The 15,422-nt window shown below is 64.9% G+C and carries 13 protein-coding genes; 8 read left to right on the top strand and 5 right to left on the bottom strand.

Translation table 11 applies throughout. The features are described from left to right. Positions 1-100 precede the first annotated feature (100 nt). From NFW05_RS01525 to NFW05_RS01510, 4 genes are all read left to right on the top strand, one after another. On the top strand, positions 101-1,363 hold the full coding sequence (locus NFW05_RS01525; protein ID WP_295302171.1) for an inorganic phosphate transporter: 1,263 nt from the start codon (positions 101-103) through the stop codon (positions 1,361-1,363). Between the two features lie 71 nt (positions 1,364-1,434). Next, the gene (locus NFW05_RS01520) at positions 1,435-2,049 is read left to right on the top strand and encodes a serine/threonine protein phosphatase (protein ID WP_295302169.1); all 615 of its coding nucleotides are present in this window, start codon (positions 1,435-1,437) and stop codon (positions 2,047-2,049) included. Next, positions 2,046-3,503, top strand: a complete 1,458-nt coding sequence (locus tag NFW05_RS01515; protein WP_295302168.1) for a metallophosphoesterase — start codon at positions 2,046-2,048, stop codon at positions 3,501-3,503. Before NFW05_RS01520 ends, NFW05_RS01515 begins: the two co-directional genes overlap by 4 nt. A gap of 22 nt (positions 3,504-3,525) precedes the next feature. Beyond that, positions 3,526-3,909 (top strand): hypothetical protein, encoded by a 384-nt coding sequence (locus tag NFW05_RS01510; RefSeq protein ID WP_295302167.1) that lies wholly within the window; start codon positions 3,526-3,528, stop codon positions 3,907-3,909. Positions 3,910-4,056: 147 nt separating this feature from the next. On the opposite strand, the gene NFW05_RS01505 is transcribed toward NFW05_RS01510, so the two are convergent. The 4 genes from NFW05_RS01505 to NFW05_RS01490 all read right to left on the bottom strand — a co-directional run bounded on the left by NFW05_RS01505 (position 4,057) and on the right by NFW05_RS01490 (position 6,766). Then, complete coding sequence (locus NFW05_RS01505; RefSeq protein ID WP_295302165.1) at positions 4,057-4,308, bottom strand: hypothetical protein; 252 nt, start codon at positions 4,306-4,308, stop codon at positions 4,057-4,059. Positions 4,309-4,718: 410 nt separating this feature from the next. Continuing rightward, complete coding sequence (gene dnaQ / locus NFW05_RS01500; protein WP_295302163.1) at positions 4,719-5,444, bottom strand: DNA polymerase III subunit epsilon; 726 nt, start codon at positions 5,442-5,444, stop codon at positions 4,719-4,721. Positions 5,445-5,556: 112 nt separating this feature from the next. After that, positions 5,557-6,051 (bottom strand): ribonuclease HI, encoded by a 495-nt coding sequence (rnhA, locus tag NFW05_RS01495; RefSeq protein WP_295302161.1) that lies wholly within the window; start codon positions 6,049-6,051, stop codon positions 5,557-5,559. Next, positions 6,041-6,766, bottom strand: coding sequence for a class I SAM-dependent methyltransferase (locus NFW05_RS01490; RefSeq protein WP_295302160.1), 726 nt, complete (start codon positions 6,764-6,766; stop codon positions 6,041-6,043). Before NFW05_RS01490 ends, rnhA begins: the two co-directional genes overlap by 11 nt. Positions 6,767-6,793: 27 nt before the next feature. Between NFW05_RS01490 and gloB the strand changes: the two genes are divergently transcribed. Next, positions 6,794-7,549, top strand: coding sequence for a hydroxyacylglutathione hydrolase (gene gloB / locus NFW05_RS01485; RefSeq protein ID WP_295302159.1), 756 nt, complete (start codon positions 6,794-6,796; stop codon positions 7,547-7,549). Positions 7,550-7,640: 91 nt separating this feature from the next. Here the strand turns inward: gloB and NFW05_RS01480 are convergent, their stop codons facing one another. Continuing rightward, positions 7,641-8,051 (bottom strand): response regulator, encoded by a 411-nt coding sequence (locus tag NFW05_RS01480; protein ID WP_295302158.1) that lies wholly within the window; start codon positions 8,049-8,051, stop codon positions 7,641-7,643. 159 nt (positions 8,052-8,210) lie between these two features. Between NFW05_RS01480 and NFW05_RS01475 the strand changes: the two genes are divergently transcribed. The 3 genes from NFW05_RS01475 to NFW05_RS01465 are packed head-to-tail and all read left to right on the top strand — an operon-like array spanning position 8,211 to position 15,399. Continuing rightward, the gene (locus tag NFW05_RS01475) at positions 8,211-11,522 is read left to right on the top strand and encodes a DUF748 domain-containing protein (RefSeq protein WP_295302156.1); all 3,312 of its coding nucleotides are present in this window, start codon (positions 8,211-8,213) and stop codon (positions 11,520-11,522) included. Between the two features lie 57 nt (positions 11,523-11,579). Beyond that, positions 11,580-12,926 carry a DNA recombination protein RmuC gene (gene rmuC, locus NFW05_RS01470; protein WP_295302154.1) on the top strand — a complete coding sequence of 449 codons (1,347 nt, stop codon included), beginning with the start codon at positions 11,580-11,582 and terminating at the stop codon, positions 12,924-12,926. A 40-nt stretch (positions 12,927-12,966) separates the two neighbouring features. Next, a complete protein-coding gene (locus NFW05_RS01465) occupies positions 12,967-15,399 on the top strand; it encodes a serine/threonine protein kinase (RefSeq protein ID WP_295302153.1) in 2,433 nt (810 codons plus the stop codon). Positions 15,400-15,422: the final 23 nt, after the last annotated feature.

Here is a 15,422-nt window from a genome sequence, read left to right as displayed (position 1 = left end):
GGAGCGCGGTGAGCGGAAGGGCGAGTGATGAGCTCGTGAAGTCGCGTAATTCCGATGCCTGGCTGGGGAGGCGGCGGGTCGGTCTTTCGGGGGCCGGGTGATGGCGATCATCGCCGAACATCAGGCGCTCTTCTTCGTTCTGGCCATCGTCCTCGGCGTCTATCTGACCTGGGGAATCGGCGCCAACGATGTGGCCAACGCGATGGGCGCGTCGGTCGGAGCGGGCGCGCTGACCGTCCGGCGGGCGGTCCTGCTGGCCGCGGTCATGGAGTTTCTCGGTGCCTGCCTCGCCGGCGGGGAGGTGACGACGACGATCTCGAAAGGGATCGTCGACGGCTCGATGTTCGGTGCCGTGCCGCATCTGTTGCTGCTGGTGATGATCGGCGCGATGCTTGCTGCCGGTCTCTGGCTGATGCTCGCGACGATTCGCGGATGGCCGGTTTCGGCGACGCATTCGATCGTCGGTGCGGTATGCGGCGCCGGACTCGCTGCGCGCGGCGCCGACGCCGTGCATTGGTACCAGCTCAGCGAGATCGTCGTCAGCTGGTTCGTTTCGCCGATGCTCGGTGCGATCGTCTCGCTGCTCCTGACGCTGAGCATCCGTCGGCTGATCTTCAACACCGAGAACCCGATACGCGAGGCGCGCCGCTGGGGGCCGGCCTACGCGTTCATCGTCGGCTGGGTCGTCTCGCTGATCACCATCACCAGGGGCCTGAAGTACGTCGATATCCAGTTTGGCGGAGTCGAAGGGCGCCTGCTTTCGGCAGCCATCGGCGTTGCTCTGGCGTTGCTCGCCTGGCTGATGATGCGGCGCATCGAGTTGCCCGATCAGGCCAACCGCGCGCTCCATTTCGCCAGTGTCGAGCGCCTGTTCATTCCGCAAATGGTGTTCACCTGCGCGGCGATGGCCTTCGCGCACGGCTCGAACGACGTGGCCAACGGAATCGGCCCGATGGCCGAAGCCATCCAGATCATCCAGACGAGGTCGGTGTCCGATCAGTCGGCGGTGACTCCGTTCATCCTCGCGGTGGGTGGTCTCGGCATCGTTGCCGGTCTGGCGACCTATGGTTATCGTGTGATGGCCACGTTGGGCCACCGGATCACCGCGCTGACCCCTACGCGGGGCTACTGTGCAACGGTTGCTGCTTCGCTGGTTACGGTGACCGCGTCGGGGCTGGGTCTGCCGGTGTCGACGACGCATATCGCCGTCGGAGCGGTCATGGGGGTCGGTATCGCCCGGGGCATCGGGGCGCTCGATCTCCGGGTGATTGCCGGAATACTGGTCTCCTGGCTGATCACCGTTCCGGTGTCCGCCTTTCTCGGCGCGGTCGGCTTTTTCCTGCTCGAAAAGGTGTTTACCTAGGATGTTTCGAACTCCTTCAGTCAGCCGCCCATCGGTCGTCCTGGTGGCCCTCTCCGGCTAGAACTACGCCGATGTCGGTTCTGTCTACCGAGCGCGTCGAACTGCTGCAGAGCTTCAAGGGGATCGATTACCCGGCCGACCTCCGCTATCGTCAGCTCCTGGTCACCGGACCGCCTGGAGCCGGGAAGAGCACGCTGATCGCTCGTCTCGGCGGCTGGTCGGAAGAGGGCTATCTCGATCTCGCCAAGCGGCACTGGTGGCGATCCGAGATCCTCTCGGTGCGGCCGCGCGAGATCCATCTCGGGATCCCCTTCCGCGGCTTGCCAGGAGCCGTTTCCGTCTTCGACGCCGAGTTCCTCGATTGCGATCCGCTGCCTCCGATCGATTTCGAGCGAATCGTCCTGCCTCCGCACAGGCGCTACTTTTTCTCGGTCGACTGGTATCGACGCTACGTTTTCGAGTTCCTGCTGCCACCGGCCGAACTCGTTTTTGATCGCCGCAGCGCGCGCGCGCGGCACAGCACGCATCCCGTCGATGTGCAACTGAGCCTGGAGATCTGCGCTGCGCAGCTGGCCGTTTTCCGGCGGCTCGCAGAATACCTGCATCGGCAGGGGTTGTCCGTCTATCTCCGCGAGGGTACCGACAGTCGCCCAAGACGATTCGTCGACGCCAAGCCGTCTCCATGAGGTATTTCAGCGGGTGGCCGAGCAAGCTCTCGAAACTGCTGGCCCGACTCAGGGCGTTTGCCGCGAGGTTCGGTTTCGGGTGGGGACACCACCTGAAGCTCGGCGATGCGTACCGCCTGGGCACCAGCAAGGTGCGCGTACCCATCGAAGGTCTGGCGATCGAGGTGACCCTTGGGCTCGGCGACAAACGGCTGCATCTCTACCCGGAAACGCGAATCGGTCCAGGCGGGAAGCCGATCATGCTGGACAGCTATCTGGTGGTCGATCCGCGAACACACCTGCAGCGCATCGGGGGCTTTCTGCGCCTCACCCCGAAGAGCTGGCTGGCGATCGGTTCAGGCGATCCGCTCCAGCAGGCCCTGTTCGAGTTTCCGCCAGCGGTGGACGAGCAGCACCTGGTGGTCATCTACGGCCGGGATTCGCTCGCCTTTCGCAATCTCGGTGATGCCGGCAGTTCGATAGCCCCGGTCATCGACGACCCGCGCTCGAGGCGAGCCGAGAAGTTCAGGCGGCTGCGGGCAGTTCTCGGTGGGCCGGTCGAGCTTCTGCCACGTGCCGACGCTCTGTCGCTGATCGAGGACGTCAACCGCCTGATGCGCGAGGAGGCGTATCGCGTGCTTGATGACCGCGGCCTGCCCGGCGGCCTGCTTTCGCTTCCAGAGCGGCTCGCGCCGATTCTCGTCGCCGACCTTCATGCGCAGGTCGACAACCTGCTCACGGTCCTCACCCAGAATGCCTTTCTCGACGGGCTCGAAGACGGCACCGCCGCGCTGGTGATTCTGGGTGACGCGGTGCACTCGGAAGAAGACGGACGGTTGCGCGAGATGGAAAGCTCGATGATTCTCATGGACCTCATCTTCCGCCTGAAGCAGCGCTTCCCGGGGCAGGTCTTCTATGTCCGTGGCAATCATGATTCCTTCTCCGAGGACATCGCCAAGGCGGGGATTCCGCAGGGCCTGTTGTGGGCCAAGGAACTCGGCGAGCGGCGCGGGAATGCCTATCTCAAGGCGATGGGCGAGTTCTACGCGCTGCTTCCCTACGTCGTCGTCGCGCAGGATTTCGTGGCCTGCCATGCGGCGGCTCCGACGATGAAGGTCAGCAGGGAGATGCTGGTGAATATCCACCGGCATCCGAAGCTGATCCTGGACCTGATCAACAACCGTCTGCGCAAGGCGAATCGCCCGCAGGGGTACGGGCGAGGCGACATCAAGCGCTTGCGTCGCGCGCTGGATCTCGATCCGTCGGCTGCCTTCATCGTCGGCCATACGCCGCTCGATCGCGAGCACACGCTGTGGCTCGACGTGGACGGGATCGACCACCACCACGTCCTGTTCAGTGCCAATCCCGACCAAGTTGGCGTATTCACCCGAGTAGGCGGAATGATGGTCCCTCTGATCTATCCGGTCGACTCGCTGACCCCGGTTCTCAATGGCATCGACGTCGAAGGCGCCTGAGGACTGCGCGGTGCGCCGGTCAATGCCGTTCTGCGTCGTCTGTCCTTGTCAACCGGGGCTGGAGGCGAGCGTTAAATCTCGCGTGGGTGGAGCGTACGAACAATTTCGACAGGAGATCAAGATGGGCAGCCTCAGCAGCGAGTCTTTTGACCAGTTTCTCGATTCATTGAAGTGCGCGGGCGTGGAAATCAGCAACGAAGACGAGTTGCGCGAGCGGTTGGCCGAAGCCCAGCGGTGGCGCTTTGCCTTCGCGACTCTCGCGGCGAACGGTCGCCCGCTGGGTATCCGCTTCCAGGACCGCGCCGGTGGCGTCAACGAGTCGGGCATCCATGAAGCGTTCGCGCGTTTTCGCCTTCCGGAAGCTCTGCAGAGCAGCTTTTCTGCGAGCCTGCGCGCGGGGCACTGAGCAGACCTGATCCTACGGGCCTGGCCCGTGGCGGCCGCGTGACATCGCCTGACCGTGGACTGGTTCCGGGTGTTGCGGCTTGCGGGCTGCCCGACCCGCTGCTCGGCAGGGTGATCGAGGAGGATTCGCGCGATTCGCGGGTGCCGGTCAGCCGGCTCCCGGCGTGGCCGATCCCGCGGCGGCACACCGCGAGTGCGCGGCCAGTTGAACGATCGCCGGCGAGTGAGTGATAATGACGCCATGAACGACTCCCCGCCCCAGGATCCGCGCCGGCGGCTCCGTGAACTGCTGGCCATTCCCGAGCGTGATCGCACCGACGCGCAATGGGATGAAATCATCGAGATCGAGATCACCCTCGCTCCTGGAAACCGTGAGTCCGACCGTCACTTCGATCGGCAACAGGACAAACGGCAGGGGCCAGCCGCGTCCGCTCGCCGTCCAGAGCAGCGCAAGCCCACGCCGAGACCGCCTGCGACCGGGGCACGGCCTGAATCGCGGCCGGGCGGCCAGCGGCCGGAGAGCAACCCCGACGCAGCAGCAGAAGCCCGCGCGGAAGCCCGCGCGCCGGATCAGCGATCGCCAAAGCGGCACGTGCGCCGGCCTAGACGCCCGCCGGAGAACTCGGGCGAGGGCTGAAAGGTCGTCAAGGAATCGTCGTGAGCAGGGCGAGATGCCCGGCGCCAATCAAGGGAAGGCCTTCGTTTCCTTCCTGCAGCGAACGCGACGAGAGATGGCCAATGGACACCGAGAGGGCGAAAGAGGCGCGCAGCCGAAGGTCCGGTCTCCCTGGAATGACGCAGCCAGCCGGGTCAGCGGCCGTCCGGGCTGCGCAGCCAGAGGCAGTTGCCTTTGCTGGCTTGTTCGATGGCCGCGAGGATCCTTTCGTGATCGGCGATCTCCTGATCGCTGGCCGTCCTGACCAGCTGTAGTGCTGCTCGCGGCTGCCCCGACATTGGCCTGACAGACGCTTCTGTGTTGCCGCCCGACCGCGCCCCGCCGAGGTCGATGATCAGGCTTTCCTGGCCGCGAGTCATCGCCAGGTAGACCTCGGCGAGGATCTCCGCGTCGAGCAGGGCGCCGTGCAGAGTTCGCCGCGAGTTGTCGACGCCGTAGCGCTCGCAGAGCGCATTCAGACTGTTCTTCTTGCCCGGATGCATGTCCTTGGCCATGCGCAGCGTGTCGCAGACCGCGTGGCAGACGGTCTCGACCGGTGCCATGTCGAGCAGCGCAAGCTCGGCGTTCAGGAAGCCCACGTCGAACGCGGCATTGTGGATGAGCAGTTCCGCCCCACGGATGAAGTCGACGAACTCGGTTGCGATGTCGGCAAAGCGGGGCTTGTCGAGCAGGAATTCCCGGCTGATCCCGTGCACGGCCAGAGCGCCGGCGTCGATGTCCCTCTCCGGGTTGAGGTAAGTGTGGAAGTGGCGGTCGGTCAGGCGGCGGTGGCACATTTCCACGCCGGCGATCTCGATGACCCGATGGCCGAGCCTGTGCTCGAGTCCGGTGGTTTCAGTATCGAGGAAGACCTGCCGCATGGATCGACTCCCTGAGGATCGACGCGTGTTCAGCGACGCGTCCTGAACCGCGATCCGCTCGCCGGCTGAGCGGCCGTGGCGGAAGAAAACGCGCTGTTGCGGAGGCCCCCGGTCATTGCTGCGCGGGTCGTGGGCCTGCCGGTGCCCTGTGCCGGTCACGCAGCAACTCGTCGAGGCCACGGTTGGCCAGGCGATCCGCACGTTCATTTCCTGGATTTCCGGAGTGCCCCCGGACCCAGTGCCATCTGATCTCGTGGCGTGCAGCGAGTTCATCGAGTCGCTGCCAGAGGTCCGCATTCTTGACCGGCTCGCGGTTGGCGGTGCGCCAGCCGTTTCTCCGCCACTGCTTTATCCACAGGCTGATTCCCTTCTGAAGATACTGGGAGTCGGTGTGCAGATCGACCGTCGCGGGTCTTCTCAGGGCTTCGAGCGCGCGTATCGCTGCGGTCAGCTCCATTCGGTTGTTGGTCGTTGCGTCTTCGCCGCCCCAGAGCTCCTTCTCGTGGTCTCCCGCTTGCAGGAGAACCCCCCAGCCGCCGGGGCCGGGGTTTCCGCGGCAGCCGCCGTCGGCGTAGATGGTCACCGTTGGCCCGTTGCTATTGCTCATGCGGATCGCCCTGTTTCTTGCTGACTGCTGAAAGGACCTTGCTCGGAACCTTCTGCTGCTTCCATGCAGGCACGATCAGACGCATCCCGTGGACACGCTTGGTCGCCTGCAGCAGATAGACTCCGCCGGCGAAACTCCACCAGCGGGCGCCGGCCGACTCGACAACCCGCCAACGGCTCAACCAGCGTTCATGGCTGCAGGGGGGGGAGTAGCAGCCGAAAATTCCCTTCTCGACCTCGAAGCCGAGCAACTGCAGCCAGTCCTTGAGACGCGCTACCGAGAGATACCGCCCGTTCCACGGAAAGCCGCTGGGGCATCCGGGAAGCCTGCGGCGCAATCCCCAAAACGAGACGGGGTTGAAACCGGCGACGACCAGCGCTCCTTCAGGGATCAGGACGCGCTCGACTTCCCGGAGAATCTGGTGCGGGTCTTCGTGGAACTCCAGAACGTGAGACATGACCACGAGATCGATGCTCTGCGCGGCGAACGGGAGACGGCGAAGGTCGCAGAGCACGTCGGCGTGTCCCGACGGGCTCGCCACCTGTCTCAGGGGGATGCGGTTGTGGGCCAGCAGGTCGCGCTCCGGCATCCCGAGCTGCACGGCATTGTAGCCGAAGAGATCGGCGACCACCGAATCGATCGTTGTCTGTTCCCAGTCCATGACGTAGCGCCCCAGCGCACTGTGCAGCCACGAGTCCAGACCGGGAATTGACATTTTCTGCAGTTCTTCCAAAATTCGGCAATGGTTCAGATCGTCTGCATTCCAGCTTTCAAGGATAACTACATCTGGTTGCTGCGCAAGGGCGCGATGGCCGCGGTCATTGATCCTGGTGCCGCAGACCCCGTGCTCGAAGTGCTCGATCGAGAGGGTCTCTCGCTGGCTGCGATCCTGATCACTCACCATCATGCCGATCATCAGGGAGGCGTTGCCGGCCTGCTCGATCGGCATCAGGCGGAGGTCATTGGTCCGGCTGCCGAGCGGATCACCGGCATCACGAGGCGCCTGCACGGCGGCGAGACGATCACCGCGTGCGAGATCAGCTTCGCGGTCCTCGCCGTGCCTGGCCACACGCTCGGCCACCTGGCGTATTATGGGGCAGGCTGCCTGTTCTGTGGAGACACGCTCTTCGCGGGCGGCTGCGGTCGGGTCTTCGAGGGGACCCCGGCGCAGATGGCGGAATCGCTCGCCCGCCTCGCGGGCCTGCCCGACGATACCGCCGTGTATTGCGCGCACGAATACACCGAGGCCAACCTGCGCTTTGCCCTGGCGGTCGAGCCGAACAACGCGGTTCTGCGCGAGCGTGCAGCCGAGGTCGCCGCGGCTCGGGCGCGAGGGTGCGCGACGGTACCTTCGACGATCGGCATCGAGAAAGCGAGCAACCCGTTCCTGCGCTGTGCCGAGCCCGAAGTCATTGCCGCTGCCCGCAGCCGCGGAGCGACGGCAGAAGATCCGGTGAGCGTCTTCAGCGTCCTCAGGGAATGGAAGAACACCTTCTGAGCCACCCAGCCGCCCTTGGTGGCGGCAGGTGTTCGGCAGGTGTGCGGCATGAAAGCAACGACCTACAGAACGTTTTCTTGAGAGCGTCGTTTCAGTCTGCTGTCTGGGACGCATCCCGCCGGTTTGCTGATCGCCGGGCTCGGCCGACGGTGTCGAGAACCTTCGCGGCGTTGAACGGCTTGACGATGAAGCCGCTAGCGCCACTCCGGATCGACTCGTCGACGGTCTGTTTGCTGGGCCGGTCGGCGAGCATCACGACGGCGATCTCCGGGTACATCAGCCTGATCGTCTGCAAGGCCTCGAGTCCGTCCATCTGGGGCATGACCAGGTCGAGGCAGATGATCTCGGGGCGTAGTCGCTCGGCGAGGGCGAGTGCGCCGACGCCATCCCGTGCCTCGCCGACGACCTCATAGTCGCCCTCACGAAGGATGCTGCGCAGGAGCGTTCGCGTCAGGTCGTTGTCGTCGACGACGACGACTCTCGGACGCGAAGTTTCGCTCATGCTCGACTCGGCCACGACCGGGACCAACGCCGTGCGTCACGGTGTCCACTCCTTCGTGCTAAATTACTGAGATCCGAAGCCATCCACCGTTCCGACACGATGTCCGAAACAACCGGTTCTGCCAGGTCGGCTGCCTCCGCAAGAGCAAGAAAGTATGGCTTGTGGGCGCTGTCCGTCGTGCTGGTCATCGGAGTCGTCGGCTTCCTTGTCCTGCCACCCATCGTCAAGTCGATCCTGCTCGACAGGCTGTCCGAATCCCTCCAGCGACGGGTGAGCATCGAGAGCATCAGCATAAACCCCTACGCTCTTTCCCTGCAAGTCGATGGGCTTTCGATCGACGAGAGGGGTGGCGGAGAGAAGGTCGCGGGCTTCGACCAGCTCTACCTGAACCTGGAAGCCATGTCGCTTTTTCGCGGTGGGCCGGTGGTCAGCGAGCTTAGGCTCGCCGGCCCGATGGTCAGGGTTGTTCGGCTGCCTGACGGAAGTTTCAACTTTTCCGACCTGCTCGATGCTTTCGTCGCCCGGCCGCCGTCGGACGACCCGGTGCCGGCGTTCTCGGTCAACAACATCCAGATCAGCGGCGGCCGGCTTGAGTTCGACGATCACCGGCTTGGCGAGAAGCACCGGGTCGACGACCTCAACGTGGCGCTGCCGTTCGTATCGAGTCTGCCGAGTGAAGTCGACAGCTTCGTCGAGCCAGCGATCTCGCTGTCCATCGATGGCTCGCCGCTGGCCTTCAAGGGCAGGAGCAGGCCCTTCGCCGATTCGCTCGACGGTGAGCTCTCGCTCGACCTGCGCGACGTCCAGCTCGGCCGCTACGTCGGCTACCTGCCTTTCCGCCTGCCAATCGAAGTCGTTTCGGCCGGCCTGGACAGCGAGTTGAAGCTCGTCTTTCGCCGTGCGCCGGCGGGCCGGCCGTCGACGGCCCATCTGTCCGGACGCGCGGCCCTCAAGGATGTGGTGGTCAGGGACGCGGCCGGCGGCCCCCTGCTTTCGCTGGCCCGCCTCGACGTCGTGGTCGACGAAATCGACCCGCTCAAGCGCCGTCTGGCGATCGAGCGGGTTCAGGTCGAGGCGCCCGAGATACACGCCCGCGTCAGCCGCGAGGGGGTGGTCGACTGGATCGAGTTTTTCAGCCAGCGGTTTGCCGGCGGCAGTGGCCGGGGCGAAGCGCAGGGAGCGGAAGCAGCCGCAGTTCCGGAGTGGTCATTGGGCGAGATCAGGGTCACCCGTGGCTCTCTGCACTGGCTCGACGAGTCGCACGGCGAGCCGTTCAACGCAACGGTCGACGATCTCGATCTGACTCTGCAGGATCTCGACGCCCGGGGTGCCTCAGTCGCCACTTTCGCGGCTGCCTGGCGCCTGCGTGCCGACCCGTGGGTCCGCGCGGAGGCCTTCGCGGCTCGCGATGGGCGGCTCGACATGGCCAGGCAGCAGGTGACCGTCGGCGAGGTCCTGGCCAGCGGGGCCAGGCTGCTGATCCGGAGGACGAGGGACGGCGCGTTCGACTTCGTCAAGCCGCCGTCACTGAAGCTCGTCGAGGCTTCGCAGAAAGCCGCTTCGACGCCGTGGAAGCTGACGTTTGCCCGCGTTCACGGTGAGAACCTCGAACTGCGTTTCGAGGACGCGGCAGTATCGCCGGCAGCCGTTCAGGTCGTCCGCGGGGCGACCATCGATGCCGAAAATCTGACCACCGAACCCGGCCAGACGGCTCGGCTGTCCGCGCGCTTTGCCCTGAACGCCAAGGGGCAGGTGGAGGCCGGCGGAACGATCGGTCTGTTCCCGCTCGAAGCCGATCTCAGTCTCGACGCACGGTCGCTGGAACTTCTGCCATTGCAGCCTTATTTCACCGAAAAGGTGAACATCGACGTCACGCGAGGCCAGGTGAGTCTCAATGGGGCGTTGAAGTTGCGCGAAGCGAAGGACAGCACCGGAGAGCTGAGCGGAGGGTTCAGCGGGCAGGTGACGATCGGTGACTTTTACGCGGTCGACAAGCTGAATTCCGCCGACTTCCTCAAATGGAAGTCGCTGTTCCTCGGCAAGCTCGATCTGCGCGTCAACCCGGCGCTGGTGTCGATCGGCGAGGTTGCCCTGTCCGACTTTTTCGCGCGGGTGATCATCAGTCGCGACGGCAAGCTCAATCTGCTGCAGATCGTTCGCCAGCCTGGAAGCACCGCGTCGCCTGAGCCGGCGAAGGCGGTGGCGCCGGTGGCCGTCTCGGGTGAGGGCAGAGCGCAGGCTCCCGTCGCCGCCGGAAGCAGGTTGCCGGTGCCCGTGAACGTCGGCAAGATCGTGCTCCAGGGCGGGAACATCCTGTTCAGCGACAACTTCGTCAAGCCCAACTACTCGGCGAACCTGCGCAAAGTCGGCGGCACGGTCAGCGGGCTGTCGTCGACCATGGGTAGCCTCGCCACGGTCGACCTGCGCGGCAGTTACGACAACACGGCTCCAGTGACCATTGCCGGGCAGATCAATCCTCTCTCGGAGAAGCCGTATCTCAATCTGCAGGCTGAGGTCAGGGGAATCGAGATGACCTCGCTGTCGCCGTATTCCGGCAAGTACGCTGGCTACGCGATCGAGAAGGGCAAGCTCTCGCTGTTCGTCAGGTACCGGATCGAGGACAATCAACTGACCGCCGAGAATCGGGTCTTTCTCGACCAGCTGACTTTCGGGAACCCGGTCGACAGTCCCGACGCGACGAAGCTGCCGGTCACTCTGGCGGTGGCGCTGCTCAAGAACAGCCGCGGCGAAATCGACATCAATCTGCCGATCTCCGGGTCGCTCGACGATCCGGAGTTCAGCGTCGGCGGCCTGATCGTCAGGGTGATCGTCAACCTGCTGGTCAAGGCGGCGTCAGCGCCGTTTGCTTTGCTCGGCTCGATCTTCGGTGGTGGTGAGGAACTGTCGAACGTCGAATTCGAAGTCGGCCAGGCGACCCTGACCGATACCGCGCGACAGCGTCTCGAGACCCTGGCCAAGGCACTCGCCGACAGACCGGCGTTGAGGCTCGAGATCGAGGGACGAGCGGATTCCGAACTCGATCCGGAGGGTCTTCGGCGCAGTCGACTGGAGCACAGGGTGCGGGCAATGAAGCGTGAGGATCTGACCCGCCAGGGCGTCGAGAGCGGATCAGCCGAGTCGGTGGAGGTTGGCGCGAAGGAGTATCCGGTGTTGCTCGAGCGTGTATACCGTGCGGAGAAGTTTCCCAAGCCGCGCAATTTCGTCGGCATGGTCAGGAGCCTGCCGGTCGATGAGATGGAGAAGCTGATCCTGGCCAATACCCAGGTCGACGAAGAAGACCTCCGTGATCTGGCCGAGCGGAGGGCACGGGCGGTTGTGGACTGGCTCGGCGCCCACGATCTGCCTGCCGAGCGGATCTTCCTGCTGCCCGCCAGGGTCGTCACACCGGACGCCGCAAAGGAATCGCCGGGGACGTCCGGCGAGAGTCGAGTGGCGCTGTCGCTGAAGTAGGCGCAATGGTCATGCTGTTGCCCCGTTCGATTCATTCTGGTCCGCCGAGGGCCGCAGATGAATGAGGGAATCGTCTATGCGGCAGTGGCCGTCGGGATCCTGGTCGTCGTTCTCGAACTCGTCGTTCTGCTCCGCGCAGGGTCGGCACGTGAGCTGCGCGACGCGCGCTTGCGGGATCTGCACGACGGCCTCGAACGACTCGAGCGCGAGATCCGCCAGGAACTCGTCATCGGCAGGCAGGAAGCAGCGAACACGGCGCGCGACGACCGAGAGGAGCAATCGCTGTCCCTGGCGCGCCTGTCGCAGGCGCTGGCTGCGCAGCTCGCAGAGCTCGGGCGACTGCAGGCGCAGCAGCTCGAGTCCTTCGCCCAGCAGCTGGGGCGGATGACCAGCAACAACGACCAACGCTTCGACGCGCTGCGACAGACGATCGAGTCACGGCTCGGCGCAATGCAGGCCGACAATTCTGCCAGGCTCGAGGAAATGCGCCGAACCGTGGACGAGAAGCTGCACGCGACGCTGGAGCAGCGGCTCGGCGATTCGTTCAGGCTGGTCAGCGAGCGCCTCGAGCAAGTGCACAAAGGTCTTGGCGAGATGCACACGCTGGCGACGGGTGTCGGCGACCTCAAGAGGGTACTGACCAACGTCAAGACACGCGGCAGCTGGGGTGAAGTCCAGCTCGACGCCCTGCTCGATCAGTTGTTGACTGGCGACCAGTACGCCAGGAACGTTGCTACCCGGCCGAACACCGCCGAACGGGTCGAGTTTGCCATTCGTCTGCCGGGACCGGGGGTCGCCGAGGGAGAGGATCGCCCGGTGTGGTTGCCGATCGACGCCAAGTTCCCGCTCGAAGATTATCAGAGGCTCATCGATGCGCAGGAGAGAGCGGATCCGTCTGCGCTCGACGTCGCCGTCAGGGCACTCGAGACGCGGCTCCGCGAGGAGGCCAGGAAGATTCGCGAAAAGTACGTGGAGCCACCGTTCACGACGGATTTCGCGATCCTTTACCTGCCGACCGAGGGTCTCTACGCCGAAGCGCTCAGGAGGCCGGGGCTGGCCGATGCGCTGCAGCGTGACTGGCGGATCTGTCTCGCCGGTCCGACGACGCTCGCCGCGCTGCTCAACAGCCTGCAGATGGGTTTCCGAACTCTGGCCATCGAGCGACGATCTTCGGAGGTCTGGGCCGTCCTTGGCGCGATCAAGACCGAGTTCGGCAAGTTTGGCGAGGTCCTCGAAGCGACCCGGCGGAAGCTCGAACAGGCGAGTCGCAGCATTGAGTCGGCGGGCGTGCGGACGCGCCAGATCGAGCGTCGGCTGAGGGGCGTCGAAGCCCTGCCGGCGAGCGAAGCGCTGCTGCGACTCGGTGACCTCGAAGGGCTCGATCCGTCAGAGGACGACCGGTGAGCCGGGCAGAACCGGAAGCGATTCCCGGTCAGCGGGCCCGGTGATCAGGCGCATCGGTCGTTTCGAAGTCCTTCGCGAGCTGGGCAGGGGAGCCCGGACGGTCGTCCATCTGGCACGCGACCCGCAGTTGCAGCGTCAGGTGGTCGTCAAGACCTTTACCCTGGCCTTGCCTGAAGTCCCGCAGCGTCGGCAGTGGCTCGATGATGGACAAAGCGTCAGCCGCTTGCGGCATCCGCACATCATCCCGCTCCTCGAAGCGGCGGAGGACGATGGTGCGCCGTATCTGGTGTTCCAGTACGTCGTGGGCGAGAATCTGGGCGAGTATCTCGGACGCAGCGGTGGACTGCCTCCGCAGCGGGCTCTGGAAATCGTCCGGCCCGTTCTCGACGCGCTGGCTCATGCGCACGCTGCAGGAATCGTCCATGGTGCCCTGAAGCCGAGCAACATCCTGATCGATCGGCAGGGAGTTGCGCGGGTGATGGACTTTGTGCTTGCGGCTCGCCAGCTGGTCCGAGGCGCCGGGTTGGGCGTGCACTTCCGCACACCGTCGTACCTGGCGCCGGAGACGATCGCCGGACGAGTGAGCAGCGAGCGTTCGGACATCTTCTCGGTCGGACTCATCCTCCGCGATCTACTCGCCGGAAGCGGAGTGCTGTCCGGCCCGGGGACAGGGCAGGTGCTTCCACGGACCGCCGTCGAGGACTGGCGGCTGCCCCAGGAGGTCCGCAGCGTCCTCGACGACCGGCTGGCGCAGGTCGTCGAAAGGGCCCTGGCGCTGGATCCTGCCGACCGTTTCGAATCCGCAGCGCAGATGCGTGAAGCGCTGGTTGAACACCGCGATGAGGGTTTCGGGTCCGGCCCGGAAGCGCCGCTACCGACCGCGGTCGACCTGCTCCTTCGCCGGATGCGGCACGAGAGCGACTTTCCTGCGCTCTCGGAATCGGTGGTGGCGATCAACCGGATCGCGGCTTCCGAGAATCAGAGCACAGCCGAAGTTTCGAACACGATCCTCAAGGACTTTTCACTGACCCACAAGGTCCTGCGGATGGTCAATTCGGTCTGTTACCGGCAGGTGGTGGGGGGCAGCATCAGCACGGTTTCGCGGGCGGTCGTCGTCCTTGGGCTGGACGCCGTGCGCAGCATGGCCACAACCATCCTTCTGCTCGACCACCTGCAGAACAGGAGCACAGCAAGCGAACTCCGGGACGAGTTCCTGCGCGCGAACCTGGCCGGCGTCCTGGCCAGGGAACTCGGTGGCAGGGGTGCTTCTCGTCCGGAAGCCGAGCAGCTGTTCGTCTGTTCGATGTTCCACAATCTCGGGCGGTTGCTGAGCCTGTACTACTTTCCTGACCAGAGCGTGGAGATCCGGCGCGTGGCCATGCGCAGGAATTGTTCGCAGGACAGCGCGGCAGTGCAGGTGCTCGGCGTCTCGTTCGAGGACCTCGGCATCGCGATCGCCCGGACCTGGGCATTTCCAAGACTGATCCTCGACAGCATGCGTCGCCTCCCGGCGGGAAGCGTGCGCCGGCCTTTGTCGGCCGACGACAGGTTCCGCCTGCTTTGCGCCCTGGCGAACGAATTGTGCATGGTCGTCATCGACACCGCGGCCGAGGATCAGACGAGGGAATTGCGCAGAACCACCGCGCGCTTCGCTGAGATCCTTTCGCTCGGCGAGCAGGAAGTGCGTGCAGCGCTCGACAGGGCGCTCGACGAGGTGACACGGTTTGCCGCGAGTGTACGTCTTGATCTGCGGCAGACGCGCTTCGGTCGTCAGTTGGACGTCTGGCGAGGTACGTTGCTCGCTGCGCCGCCCGCCGCGGGGCGCCGAACCGCCGATCCGACACTGGTTGCCGCCCGTGTTTCGGGAAGCAGTCCGGAAGAAGTTCAACGGGGCGCTCCTGCAGAGAGCACGGCGAGCGGGTCCGGGCACGCTTCGGGCAACGAGACCATCCTTTTCGCTGGAATCGAGGAGGTCAGCAGCGCGCTGGTCAACGATTTTCGCCTCAACGACGTCCTGCGCATCGCTCTCGAAGCGATCTACCGGGGGATGGCCTTCAGGCGCGTCATCCTCTGCGTTCGCGACGCCCGTAGCAACTCGATGGTTGGCCGATTCGGCTTTGGTGGGGATGCGCTCGAGGTTGCCAGACGTTTCCGCTTTTCGCTCGCTTCTTCCCCGGACATTTTTCTCACCGCTCTATCCAGCGGACAGGATGTGCTGATCAGTGACAGCTCGGATGACCGGATCGCAGCGCGAATTCCGGAGTGGTTCGCGAGGGCAGTCGCCGCCGAAACCTTCCTCGTCCTGCCGCTGTGCGTCAAAGGAACGCCTTTGGCGATGATCTACGCTGACCGCGAACGCGCCGGGGAGATCGCGATCTCGAGCGCCCAGTTCTCGCTGATCAGATCGCTTCGCAATCAGGCCCTGCTGGCGATCAGGCAGTCCAGGCATCGGTCTGGCGAAAAGCCACCGTAGGGTCATCGGCCTGCGCAGCCGCT

This window comes from Accumulibacter sp., assembly GCF_023806625.1.
In the GTDB taxonomy this organism is placed as follows: Bacteria; Pseudomonadota; Gammaproteobacteria; order Burkholderiales; family Rhodocyclaceae; genus Accumulibacter.
This window is presented reverse-complemented; position numbering and strand designations above follow the sequence as displayed.